The 12,698-nt window shown below is 36.5% G+C and carries 9 protein-coding genes and 1 other RNA gene; 5 read left to right on the top strand and 5 right to left on the bottom strand.

Going from position 1 to position 12,698, the window contains the following annotated elements:
- The first annotated feature begins 12 nt into the window (after positions 1–12).
- Complete coding sequence (locus B5440_RS15150) at positions 13–555, top strand: RsmD family RNA methyltransferase (RefSeq protein ID WP_070054728.1); 543 nt, start codon at positions 13–15, stop codon at positions 553–555.
- Between the two features lie 420 nt (positions 556–975).
- Here B5440_RS15150 and rnpB read toward each other — a convergent pair.
- An RNA gene (gene rnpB / locus B5440_RS15145) (RNase P RNA component class A) lies at positions 976–1,310 on the bottom strand.
- Between the two features lie 134 nt (positions 1,311–1,444).
- On the opposite strand from rnpB, the gene B5440_RS15140 reads away from it, so the two are divergent.
- Together B5440_RS15140 and miaE are read left to right on the top strand one after the other, a co-directional pair.
- On the top strand, positions 1,445–3,280 hold the full coding sequence (locus B5440_RS15140) for a DNA polymerase III subunit gamma/tau (RefSeq protein ID WP_070054729.1): 1,836 nt from the start codon (positions 1,445–1,447) through the stop codon (positions 3,278–3,280).
- Positions 3,281–3,282: 2 nt separating this feature from the next.
- Positions 3,283–3,864 carry a MiaE family protein gene (miaE, locus tag B5440_RS15135; protein ID WP_070054730.1) on the top strand — a complete coding sequence of 194 codons (582 nt, stop codon included), beginning with the start codon at positions 3,283–3,285 and terminating at the stop codon, positions 3,862–3,864.
- A 60-nt stretch (positions 3,865–3,924) separates the two neighbouring features.
- Here the strand turns inward: miaE and B5440_RS15130 are convergent, their stop codons facing one another.
- From B5440_RS15130 to pdxH, 4 genes are all read right to left on the bottom strand, one after another.
- The gene (locus B5440_RS15130) at positions 3,925–4,821 is read right to left on the bottom strand and encodes a Ppx/GppA phosphatase family protein (RefSeq protein ID WP_070054731.1); all 897 of its coding nucleotides are present in this window, start codon (positions 4,819–4,821) and stop codon (positions 3,925–3,927) included.
- Positions 4,822–4,995: 174 nt separating this feature from the next.
- Positions 4,996–7,107, bottom strand: a complete 2,112-nt coding sequence (gene ppk1 / locus B5440_RS15125; RefSeq protein WP_070054732.1) for a polyphosphate kinase 1 — start codon at positions 7,105–7,107, stop codon at positions 4,996–4,998.
- 3 nt (positions 7,108–7,110) lie between these two features.
- On the bottom strand, positions 7,111–7,596 hold the full coding sequence (locus B5440_RS15120) for a SixA phosphatase family protein (protein ID WP_070054733.1): 486 nt from the start codon (positions 7,594–7,596) through the stop codon (positions 7,111–7,113).
- A gap of 10 nt (positions 7,597–7,606) precedes the next feature.
- Positions 7,607–8,254 carry a pyridoxamine 5'-phosphate oxidase gene (gene pdxH, locus B5440_RS15115; RefSeq protein WP_070054734.1) on the bottom strand — a complete coding sequence of 216 codons (648 nt, stop codon included), beginning with the start codon at positions 8,252–8,254 and terminating at the stop codon, positions 7,607–7,609.
- Positions 8,255–8,553: 299 nt separating this feature from the next.
- On the opposite strand from pdxH, the gene B5440_RS15110 reads away from it, so the two are divergent.
- Both B5440_RS15110 and B5440_RS15105 read left to right on the top strand, forming a co-directional pair.
- Positions 8,554–9,048 (top strand): hypothetical protein, encoded by a 495-nt coding sequence (locus B5440_RS15110; RefSeq protein ID WP_070054735.1) that lies wholly within the window; start codon positions 8,554–8,556, stop codon positions 9,046–9,048.
- Between the two features lie 468 nt (positions 9,049–9,516).
- On the top strand, positions 9,517–12,698 hold a 3,182-nt coding region (locus tag B5440_RS15105; protein ID WP_143533321.1), incomplete at its 3' end, for a hypothetical protein.

Here is a 12,698-nt window from a genome sequence, read left to right as displayed (position 1 = left end):
AAAATCATTTGTATGAGAATAATTTCAGGAACAAATAAAGGAAAAAGATTAATTGCTCCTAAAAAGCTACCGGTGCGCCCTACAACCGATATGGCTAAGGAAGCCCTTTTTAATATCCTGAATAATAATTTTCAGTTTTCTCAACTAAGCATTCTCGATCTATTTTCGGGAACCGGAAATATCGCTTATGAATTCGCATCACGCGGAAGCAAGGAAATTACGGCGGTAGATGCCAATTACGACTGTGTAAAATTCATAAAAAAAACGGCACAGGAATTAGATTTTAATATCACTACCATTAAAAGTGATGTTTTTAAATTTCTTGAGAAAGCATACGTAAAGGCCGACATTATCTTTGCCGATCCTCCTTATGATTTTGATGAGAAAGAATTCCTAAAAATTCCCCAGATCGTCTTCGAAAAAAACCTACTTAATCAAAACGGACAATTAATAATTGAACACTCTAAACACACCAATCTCTCAAATTTTCCTAACTTTATTGAAGCCAGGCGATATGGAGGTTCTGTATTTAGTTTTTTTGAAAATGTAGAATAGATTCTTCCTTCCAGGAAGATATAAGCCATAGAAAGGCTAGAAATAATATGTTATGACGGAGCGGATTAAGACGATTGAACTTATTGATATAAACCTTGAATTTTACGACAGAATGGTTATTTCTGAAGTAAAAGAAGATGTGATTTTTGAGCTACCACACGTAGAACAAATTCTAAGAATATGTAACGAGGTTTTTGAAGGAAAAGACTACGTATATATCTCTAACAGGAAAAACAATTATAACGTAAATCCCACTATTTACTTTGAATTAAAAGATGTAAAATCGTTATTGGGAATAGGCATTGTAAGTGAGCGCTATGAAGCATTAAAGGTGGCAAGTTTTGAAAAACAATTCTCACCTGTTCCTTTTGATATTTTCTCTAATATGGAAGAAGCCCGTGCCTGGGCAAAGACTTTATTAAAAAAAGCAGGCCTGTAATCCGGATTCTGTTCCTCCCGGTAAAACCGGGATTCCCCTTATCATTTATCTCAGGTTTTTGTTGCCAAAAACTTTTAGCTGCCTACCCTCCGATAGCAAGCGAGCAGCTTGCAAACATCGGTTTACATGGCATTGCACCGCATAGAGTTTACCTGATTTCACTACAGCATTACCTGTACATCCTTTCTGTTGCACTAGTCCTTATTTTATCTTGATTTCTCAAAATAAAATAGGTGGGCGTTACCCACTATGCCGCTCTTTGGTGTCCGGAATTTCCTCCACCGATTAGATCGTTGGCGATAAGGCGGCCTGCTTGATGCAAATGTAGTTTTTTACCAAATAACCCAATTAAAAAAATGTTGATTTCTTCCTGCTAATTGTTCAAAATTAAAAGCATTTGCCTTAGAACTTATGGAGGCTATTTTTATATTTGTAGCTCAATAAATTTCAATGGAACATTTTATAGTATCTGCTCGTAAGTACCGCCCGCAAACTTTTAAAGATGTGGTGGGGCAACAAGCCATTACCAATACCTTAAAAAATGCCATTGAACACGATCACCTGGCGCAGGCACTGCTTTTCACAGGACCTCGTGGGGTGGGAAAAACCACTTGCGCCCGTATCCTGGCCAAGATGATTAACCATGACGGCACGCAAAGCCCCGATGAGGATTTTGCATTTAATATTTTTGAACTCGATGCCGCTTCTAACAACTCGGTAGACGATATCAGGAACTTAATAGACCAGGTTAGGATTCCTCCGCAAGTTGGTAAGTATAAAGTATATATTATAGATGAGGTGCATATGCTCTCTCAATCGGCATTTAATGCCTTTTTAAAGACTTTAGAAGAGCCACCACAGCACGCTATTTTTATCTTAGCAACTACAGAAAAGCATAAGATAATACCCACTATACTTTCACGCTGCCAGATCTTCGATTTTAAAAGAATTACGGTAAGCGATGCTAAAAACTACCTGGGATATATTGCACAACAGGAAGGTGTAAATGCCGAAGAAGACGCTTTGAACGTTATTGCCCAAAAAGCCGATGGTGCTATGCGTGATGCCCTTTCAATTTATGACAGGGTAGTAAGCTTTAGCGGAAAAGAACTCACACGGCAGGCAGTTACTGAGAATCTTAATGTACTGGATTACGATACTTACATTAAGGTGACCGATCTTATTTTATCTAATAACATCCCGCAACTTTTATTGAGTTATAACGATATTCTTTCTAGCGGATTTGACGGCCACCATTTTATAAGTGGTTTAGCTTCACATTTTAGAGATCTTTTGGTTTGTAAAGACCAAAAAACCATTGAGCTGTTAGAAGTTGGTGAGCAAACCAAAGCCCGCTATTTTGAGCAGGCTTCTAAAACCAACCATCAATTTTTAATTAAGGCGATAGAGCTGGCGAATGAATGCGACTTAAAATATAAAACAAGCCAAAATCAGCGTTTGCTGGTTGAACTTACCTTAATGCAGCTTGCCTCTATCACTTTTGATGGAGAAAAAAAAAAGTTTGAACAGTCAATAATTCCCGCTTCAGTTTTTGAAAAGCAGCCCGCGCCACTTTCTTCGGAAGAAAAAAGCGTAGTGCGTGAAAATGAACACGGCGAAGCTTCGGCTGAAGCTCCAAAGGAAAGTCAGTTACCTTCAGGAGAAAATAAAACTCCAGATAGCCATTGTGCAGATGATAAAGAAGATAATTATCATTCAGAAGAAACAATGATTCCTGAAGCGACTGAAGCAAAGGAAGAACCAGCTCCAGACCTTCCTCCTGCTCCAGAACCAAAACCGGTAACCGATTCAGAAATTAAGAAAGAAAAGGTATCGGGACTTTCGTTAAGAAGTATCCAGAAGAAAAGGGAAATAGAAGCCCGCCAGCAAGAAGCCGCACCTTCAAAAGACGTGGTGCTAAATGGTGAATTTAGCGAAACACAGTTACAGGTAACCTGGAACGATTATGTCAAGCGACTGAAAAAACAAGGATCTAAAATTCTAGCCTCTATCCTTGAAACCGATCTTCCTAAACTTCAGGAGAAAAATCGCATTGTTATAGAATTGCCTAATGAGACAATGAAAATTAACCTGGAGCGCGAGCAGAATAAATTGATGTCTTACCTGAAACAAAAACTTCAGAATACAGAGATCAGGTTGGTTATTAATGTGAATGAGCAATCGGCAAAGAAATATGCTTTCACTCCAATTGAAAAATATAACAAATTGAAGGAGAAAAATCCTTTGATAGAGAAACTTCGAAGTACATTCGATTTAGACGTATAAATATGTTAGGATTAAAACTTCCCACAGACCCACGCTGGGCAAATATAGCCGAAAAGAATATTGAAGAAATTCTTATAGATCACGCTTATTGTGAGCAAAAAGCGGCTTCAACAGCAATTTCGCTTATTGTTTCCTTCCCTGAATACTCGGAATTAGTAGATGAAATGATCGCTCTATCCAGAGAGGAGATGGGACATTTTAAAATGGTGCACGAACAGCTATTGAAACGTGGCTACGTTTTAGGAAGAGATAGAAAAGATGAATATGTTATTCAACTATTGAGTTTTTTTCCAAAAGGCGGAAGTAGAACCACACAGTTAGTTCATAGACTTTTAATCGCCGGATTAATTGAGGCCAGAAGCTGTGAGCGTTTCAGGTTGCTTTCAGAAGAATTAAAAGACAAAGAACTCGCTGAATTTTACCATAAATTAATGGTAAGCGAAGCCAATCATTATACCATGTTCTTAAAGTTTGCCAGGAAATACGGCGAACGAGAGGAAGTAGATAAAAAGTGGCAGGAATTACTGGATTTTGAAGCTGAAATTATGAAAGATCTCAGTAAAGACAAAACCATTCACGGCTAATTGAAAAAATCAAAAAACCCGAATAATTAAGGTTTTATCCGGGTTTTTGATTTAAGGTATTTAATTACTATTACCGTTGTAAAGAGATTTTATAATCCCATCGGCCAGTCCTATTTTTGGCACAAAAATATTATCGGCTCTGGCCCACTTCATAGAATTTAAATAAATCTTCGAAGCCGGGATAATCACATCTGCACGGTCACTTTTTAGTTTAAGATCCATAACACGTTCCTCGTAACTTAAAGAATTCAGCAAATCGTTATATTTCTTAATATAAGCCAGGCTTAAAGGTTTTCCTTCTTTTTTGCCGCTGGTTTTAAAGATGTTATTAATGTTTCCACCGGAACCAATGAGATCTATCTTCTTATACGGCTTTGTGGTTTCTCTCACCCATTTCTCCATTTCTTCCCAGGCACCATCATCTACGAGGTCATTTAATAAACGTACCGTTCCCACCTTAAAAGATCTGGAGGCCACTGTTTTTCCGCTGCTATAAAGAGTATATTCAGTACTACCACCACCTACATCTACATACAGGTAATTACAATCGTTCTTAATAAGTTCGTGCAAATCTGTAGCCGCAATAATGGCAGCTTCGTGATTACCGTCTATAATTTCAATTTCTACTCCGGTTTTTGCTTTTATTTTTTCAACCACTTCGGCGCCGTTCTTTGCTTCTCGCATAGCGGAAGTAGCACAGGCCTTATATTTCACGATTCCGTGGGATTTCATTAAAAGATTAAAAGCCTGCATAGTATCTACCATGCGCTCAATATTTTTTTCTGAAATAACACTTTTTTCGAAAACATCTTCTCCAAGTCTAATTGGAACCCTTACCAGGGAGGTCTTTCTAAAATCGGTATCTTCCCTCCCCTTTTGTTCTGTAACCGTAGAAACCAAAAGTCTAACGGCGTTGGAGCCTATATCTATTGCTGCGTAGTTTTTTTGTGTAATCACTGGTTATAATTTTCTATTTTACTCGATAATCGAGATTAAATGCTCCGAGGCTTACCTCGAAATCAAATTATGTTTTTCAATATTAATGCTTCGAGAGCTTGCTCCGAAGTAGTTTACTTACCAAGTAAGATTCTAATAATTAAGTGTACAAACTTAAATTACTATTTTTTTAATTTATTGTTTTGTAGGTTTGTTTTCGGGTAATTTTTTTAAATAATAGTCGTATAGTTCAAACTGAGAACGATGCTTCTTAAGACCTCCATTTCTATAGGCATTATCTTGTTTTGAAGTGATCATTCTGGCTTTTACATTATCGTGCCAGCTAATATCAAAGGTTTCTATAATTTCCTTTTTAATATCTTCATCATAAATTGGGCAGGAAATTTCTACCCGAAGGTCAAGATTTCTAGTCATCCAATCGGCTGAAGAAATATAGACTTTAGAATTCCCGGCATTTTTAAATATAAAAACTCGAGGATGCTCCAGGAATTTATCTACAATACTTATTACTTCAATATTTTCGCTTAATCCCTTTACTCCGGGAATTAGACAACAAACCCCGCGAACAATAAGTTTTATTTTTACTCCTGCCTGGCTTGCCTGATACAGTTTATCTATCATTGGATAATCTGAAAGGCTATTCAATTTTAAAGCGATGCCCGAAGGTTTCCCTTCCCTGGCATTTTCAATTTCCTTTTGAATTAAACTAACAAAAGCATTACGGCTATAATGCGGAGAAACTATTAAATGCTTGTATTTATTGACTTTGTAATTGATCTCAAAGAAGTCGAAAACTTTATTGACTTCTTTCAAAATTTCAGGGTGCGCTGTAAATAAGGTATAATCAGTGTAAATGCGCGAAGTAGATTCGTTAAAGTTACCGGTACTAATAAAGCCATAGCGCTTTGTTTTACCTTCTTCTTCTCGCTCTATCACGCAGGCCTTACTATGTACCTTTAAGCCTGGTACTCCGAAAATTAGTTGAACACCCTCGGCCTGCATTTGTTCCGCATAGCGAATATTGGCAACTTCATCAAAACGAGCTCTTAGTTCTATTTGAACAATTACCTTTTTGCCATTTTTTACAGCATTAATCAATGAGCTGGCAATGTGAGATATTTTTGCCAGCCTATAAATTGTAATTTTTATAGTTTTTACCTTTGGATCTAATGCAGCTTCTCTTAAAAACTTAACCGTATAGGCGAAGCTTTGATAAGGTGCATATAGTAGAAAATCTTTTTTGGCAATACTCCCAAATAAACTGGTTTGTAAAATAAGCCCCGGAATTGGCAAAGGCTCTATAGGTTTGTAGAGCAAATCTTCGCGACCAAGGCTGGGGAAATTCATATAATCGCGTCGGTTATGGTAACGCCCGCCGGGAATAATACTATCGGTAGACTCTATCCCCATCTTATTCATAAGATAAGATAAAGTATCATCGGCAATATTCATATCGTAGACGAACCTTACAGGTTCCCCCTTTATACGATCCTTAACACTGCTAGAGATTTTTTCAATAAAACTCTTACTCAAGTCACTATCTATATCCAGTTCGGCGTCCCTGGTAATCTTAATCATATGGGCCGAAATACTTTCATATTCAAAAATATTGAAAATAGTACCCAGGTTATAACGAATTAGATCATCCAACAGAATGATATACTGGTTGCCATTTTCTGCAGGTAAAACCACAAAACGTTCAATACTTCGCGGAATCTCTATCAGCACATATTTTTGCTCTTTTTCGGTCTTATCTAATACCTTTGAAATACCTTTTTGAGGTTTTTCCTCTTTCATCACCATTTTTACGGCGAGATATGCAGCACTATCTTTTAGACTTGGAGTTTCCTGAAGATCATTAAGAATAATGGTAACCAGGGCCGGACTTACTTTTGAAAGGAAAAAATCTTTAATAAACTTCTGTTGAGAATCAGAAACCTGTTTCTCACTAATTATATGAATATTATAATCTTTTAATTGATGCTGAATATCATGTAAAACCTGTAAACTTTTTGCCTGGTGTTCTATAACAATTTGAGTGATCTCCTCCAGTAGTTTACTGGCTTTAATACCTCCCAAAACACTTTTTCCTGCCTTACCGGCCAGGTCAATCCTTTTTACGGTTGCATATCTAACTTTAAAAAATTCATCTAAATTATTAGAAAATATTCCTAAAAACCTAAGGCGTTCAATAAGAGGAACAGTCTCATCTTCGGCTTCCTGCAACACACGTGCATTAAATTGTAACCAACTGAGTTCTCTGTTTAAGTATTTATTTTGCGGCATAAATTAGCGTAGGTTTTTGGGGAATAACTGTAATAAGGTTTTACCGGTTTTGAGGTCTTTCCAGGAATCGCATTCGAAATCTATTACGCAGAGACCTGTGGTAGGCAAATTGTCTAGAGGTTTATCACCCAGGCGATTTACCACACCCGTCATGGCCGGGTTATGACCAAAAACCATTAATTTTTCGATCTCTTTGGGGCAGGATTTTATTATAGATAATAATTGATCTTCGTCAAAAGTATACAAGTCTTTCTTAACCGTAAATCTATCGTCCGGAATTTGTAATTCCTCTTTAAAAAGTTTGGCCGTAGTGTGGGCTCTAACCGCAGGACTACTCCATAAAGTTAAAGTTCCACTCACAAATTCCTTAAAGGTTTTCAGGACTACCGCCGCATCATTATAAGCCCGTTTTTTAAGCGATCTTTTTTCATCGGGTAAGTTATTCTCCCAGGAAGATTTTCCGTGTCTAACAAGAATTAGTTGTTTCATAATTTAAAATTTAAGGTGACAATCGGTTTCTTTCCCAGGTATCTTTTTCTATAAACTCATAGATAATCCTATCATGCAAACGGTTATTTCTACCTTGCCAAAATTCAAAACTTCGGGGTGTTACCAGGTAACCGCCCCAATGTTGCGGCTTCTCTACCTCCTTGTTTTTATATCTTTCTTCTACCTCTTTTAATTGCAATTCCAGTTCTTCCCGGGATCCTAAAATATTACTTTGATTAGATGCCCAGGCGCCTAATTGACTGCCACGCGGTCTTGAAGCAAAATAGGCAGCAGATTCTTCTTCTGAAGTTTTCATGGCAATACCTTTTATAATTACCTGCCGCTCTAATGCCGGCCAGAAAAAAGATAGACAAACTCTTGGGTTTTCTTCTATTTCCTTTCCTTTCTCTGAATTATAGTTGGTGTAAAAACTAAAACCATTAACTCCAAAGGATTTTAGTAACACAATGCGATTTTTTGGAAATCCTTCAATGCCACAAGTAGCAAGACTCATAGCATTTACTTCTGCTATTTCTGGATGCGCTTCAGCTTCCTCAAACCAAGCAGTAAATAAAGGTAAAGGAAAGGAAGGTATATTTTCTTCTAAAAGCTCGCTTTTGCCATAGCTCTGCCGATAATTTTCAAGACTTTTTTGCATTGTATTTTGCTTTGCTGCAATTTACAAGATTTAGGCTGAAGACGGAAAATTTTTGAGATGAGATTAGTCAGTTTAAAGATGAAAAACACAACTTTTAAAAAAGGCTTTTGGATGAAATACAAATTCATCCATAATTGACCGAAAAAATCGACAAAATACACTGCTGAAATAGATTTTTTGCATTTTGACTAATTACAACGCAATACAGCTAAAATTTTTGATGATAATTCATTAAAACTCAATTATCTTTTAGATTTGTTTAAACACAACTACTAACCCCGCTATTTAAATTGAGTAAAATGAAATTAAAGATGAATTTTTCCTATAAAATCTTACATTTTCAAATCAATCTTCTTACAATCCTATTAATTCCTGTAATCTCCTTAAGCTTAGGGAGCTGTTCTATGGGAATGACCAATCCTGATAGCTACCAGAGAAACCACGATGTCTATGCCGTAGACTTTAATCCCCATAATTTAACTGAACTTGAGATCTTTAAAATGGATGAAGGTGACTGGGTTAAATATGAAACAGTAAAAAACGGACAAAGTGATCGTTATTCTATAGAAGTAAAAGACGGTTTTTTAACCGTTACTTCTCATAAAAATAAAATGGATGTTCCAACTTATCAAACCTGGTTAGATTACGCAAGGCAAGAGTTAGGATATAGTGTCGAAGATGAATATGATATTTTTACTACTATAGAAGAAGGATATATTTATGAGATAGATTTGGAAGAACATCCCCTAATCGAAGGAATTAAACATCGAATTTTGATGTACGATCAAAAATAAGTACCCCAACTTTTTTTATTGAAAAAACCATCCAAATTTGGATGGTTTTTTTTGGTCAAAAATTACGTATTATCACTAATTGTTTATATAATTAATTTAATAATTATAATTACTATTTCTTTTTTCAAACCCCTGATTTCCCGTAATTTTTTGCAACATGATTACCTTTTAACGAAAAAATATTGAATTATATCTAAAATAAATGCCATTCGAGGTATTTCATAGATTTTCATAGTAATTTTATCCTAAGATTAACATTAATTGATAGGTCACCCCCAACTTTCCTATTGACTTTTTAAATAAGTTTTCCAATGTAAATCTTCCCCACGGTTAAATTGTTTTTTAAAACAATTTAAAATTGATTCCCTATAGATCAATATTTTTTGAGCAGTAAATATTAAAATTAAATTTTCCAGTAAAAAGCTGGGAAGTAAATAATCATAAATGTTTAATATTAAACATTAGCCTATGGATGGAAAAACTACTTTTAGAACTAAAAATTCAGCGGGTATCGCCAGAATTTTTAAAAACATATTTTCATCTATACAAAAAAGATATAGCATTCTTTTAGTTCTGATGATGACCTTTTCGGTTTCAAATGCACAGTTAATTCCGGTATTAACTCCAGAAGGAGGAGTACAAATTGATGGGAACTTAACTGCTGGCACTATTTCGGGAGACTGGGTTCCGTATTATAATCCTATTACAGAATCTTATAATACTAATCTTAATAATTATATTTTCAATACCGATGGTACGGCGGTAGACCCGGCTACTACACGTTTATTCAGAGATTTATATAACGATAGAAACGATAATATTTTCCAAGGTACAAAAGTACAGGACAATCCTGCTAATTGGACAAGAACTACTTCTGAAATTCAGAATAAAAGTGAAATCCATAATGCTTTTTATCATATTGCAACCGACATAACCGGGCAGGACTGGTTATTTGTAGGTAGTGATAGACTTGGTACAACTGGTACCGGATATATAGATTTTGAATTTTTCCAAAAACCTTTATACGAGGATCCTGATAACCCTTCAAAATTTGTTACCGAGGGCCAGGATGGAGGACGTACGGTAAATGATATACTCTTATCTATATCGTATGATAATGGTGGCGACAATCCTAGCGTAGATGTTTATATATGGCAACCAGATGGTTCGGATGGTTTTGAGTATGTAAAAATTGATGCGGGGACATTAGATGCTTACGGGGCAACAAATGAAACTGAGAGAAAAGTGCCGTTTGGGGCTTTTGGTCAAAACGAATATGAACCCTATCAGTTCGTTGAGGCTGCAATAAATATGACTGCCATTATGAGTAAGGTGGTTACCAATGGACCGTGTATAGGTGTTACAGTAGAATCTTTAATTGTAAGAACAAAATCTTCTTCTTCACTTACTGCGGATGCTAAAGACTATATAGGTCCACAACCTGTAGAACTGGTTTTTGGCGGCGCAAATATTGAATATAACCCGCTGGTAGCTTGTAATTATTACGACAAGGTTATGCCAGATTTCAATGGCGTGGAAGATGGAGTGTTCTCTGCTAATTCTTCGGGTCTTGAAATCAATGAAGATACCGGCGAGATCAATGTTCAAAAGAGTACACCCGGAGATTATATTATTACCTACAGTTTTACTAGCTATGGCTGCCCAAAAGAAGTTACAGCTCCTTTTACGGTAGTACCTGTCCCAGCAAACAAACCACAGATCGAAACGATCATACAACCAGCATGTGAAACTTCCACTGGTAGCTTAGTGGTAACGGATGCCGATCCTGACTTAATTTATTTTATCAGAGATGAAAAAGAAGAAAACCCTGAAATTCAAGGTAATTCTGGTGTTTTTAATAATATACAACCAGGTAAATATATTTTATACTCAAAAACCTCTTACGGTTGTGTTTCGGATTCAGAAAAATTTGAAATAGAAGCTTTCGAAGATGATGAAAAACCGGAGTTTGTAAATATTTCGGACAATATCAAAAAAAATAATGATTTAACACATTGTTACGCCAGAATAACGATTGCCGATATTGAATTTAGTGATAATTGCCCAGGTACCATTATTTCCTGGACCTTAACGAATGATGAGGACGACTCTGTAATTGCTAGCGGAACCGAACAGTTTGGTACATATAATTTTCCGGTAGGTAAAAGCATTCTGGAGTATACCTTAACAGATGCAGCAGGTAATACAAAGCAAGACAAACTTGATGTTGAGATTTTAGATACTGAAAAACCATCAATTGAAAGTACGTCAATAACTCAACAAAGTGATCCAAACTCGTGTAACGCAAGTGTTGAAATGCCTTCTGTTATTGCCAACGATAACTGTGCGATAAAAAGTCTTAAAGGGACTCGAGATGATGGAGAAGATCTTGACGCTGTTTACCCCGTAGGTACCACAGTAGTTACCTGGGAGGCTGAGGATTTTGCAGGTAATAAATCTGAAAAGGTGGAACAGGAAATCATTATTGAAGATAAAACTCCTCCTGCAAAACCAACCCTATCTGATGTAACTGTAGATTGTGATGGAACTCTCACTACCCCTACTACAACTGATAATTGTGATGGCACTATTCAGGGATCTACTACTGATCAACTTTCTTTTTCAGATGGAGAGTCTCAAATAATCACCTGGACTTTTAAAGACACGAAAGGAAATATTACCACTGCAGAACAAATCTATAAATTTGATGATACTACAGATCCTGAGCGAATAAGTATTCCTCAGGCAACTGGTCAATGTAGTGTTAGTGTTTCTGCTCCTTCTACAAGTGATAACTGTAGTGATGCTCCAATTATAGGACAAACTAATGATCCTCTTACCTACACTGAACAAGGTTCCTATCAGATCACCTGGATTTTTGATGATGGTAATGGAAATAGCATTCAGATTAATCAAAATGTTTTGGTAGATGATACCATTGCACCGGTTAAACCAGAATTAGGTGATGTAAGCATAGATTGTAATGGGGCCTTAAGCTCCCCAACTACTACTGATAATTGTTTGGAAATAGTTACTGGTACAACTGATGATAATTTACAATTTGTTCCAGGTGGATCGCAGGTGATTACCTGGACATTTAATGATGGAAATGGCAATGTTACTACTGCAGAGCAGACTTATAATTTTGAAGAGGTAAGCGCTCCGTCTGGTAATTCTAACCAGTCGTTTTGTTCAGCAAATAACCCTAAAGTTGAGGATTTTAATGCAAATGGCATCAATATCAAATGGTATGCTGAATCGGATTCGACCACGCCACTCGCAGGTAATGATGATCTTATAGATGGTGAAGATTATTTCGCGACACAAACGGTAGAAAACTGTGAAAGTAAGGAGCGTTTTTTAGTTACGGCTTCAATTCAGCAAGCTCCTAATGCCGGAATCAACGGAACTTTAACCCTATGTGAAGGAACTATTCCTTCTAATACTGAGTTATTCAATGCACTTAAGGGATCTCCTGATCAGGGAGGAACCTGGTCAGATGCAGTGAACAATGTATACACTTATACTGTTTCTGCTCAGGGTACCTGTACTCCGGATGATACGGCAACGGTAACAGTTTCTTACAATCCAAAACCAGCAACGGTAACTACTACTGAAACCATCTGTTCGGGAGAATCTTTCTTGTGGGA

This window comes from Salegentibacter salarius, assembly GCF_900168265.1.
Lineage (GTDB): Bacteria > Bacteroidota > Bacteroidia > Flavobacteriales > Flavobacteriaceae > Salegentibacter > Salegentibacter salarius.
Note: the sequence above shows the minus strand (reverse complement) of the source record. Positions and strands in the feature narration are given on the sequence as shown.

Bases quoted from the DNA above. Each gene is read 5' to 3' on its own strand.
- pdxH (WP_070054734.1), bottom strand. From the start codon at position 8,254: ATGCAAAAAAGTCTTGAAAATTATCGGCAGAGCTATGGCAAAAGCGAG.
- B5440_RS15110 (WP_070054735.1), top strand. From the start codon at position 8,554: ATGAAATTAAAGATGAATTTTTCCTATAAAATCTTACATTTTCAAATC.
- B5440_RS15140 (WP_070054729.1), top strand. From the start codon at position 1,445: ATGGAACATTTTATAGTATCTGCTCGTAAGTACCGCCCGCAAACTTTT.
- miaE (WP_070054730.1), top strand. From the start codon at position 3,283: ATGTTAGGATTAAAACTTCCCACAGACCCACGCTGGGCAAATATAGCC.
- ppk1 (WP_070054732.1), bottom strand. From the start codon at position 7,107: ATGCCGCAAAATAAATACTTAAACAGAGAACTCAGTTGGTTACAATTT.
- B5440_RS15150 (WP_070054728.1), top strand. From the start codon at position 13: ATGAGAATAATTTCAGGAACAAATAAAGGAAAAAGATTAATTGCTCCT.
- B5440_RS15120 (WP_070054733.1), bottom strand. From the start codon at position 7,596: ATGAAACAACTAATTCTTGTTAGACACGGAAAATCTTCCTGGGAGAAT.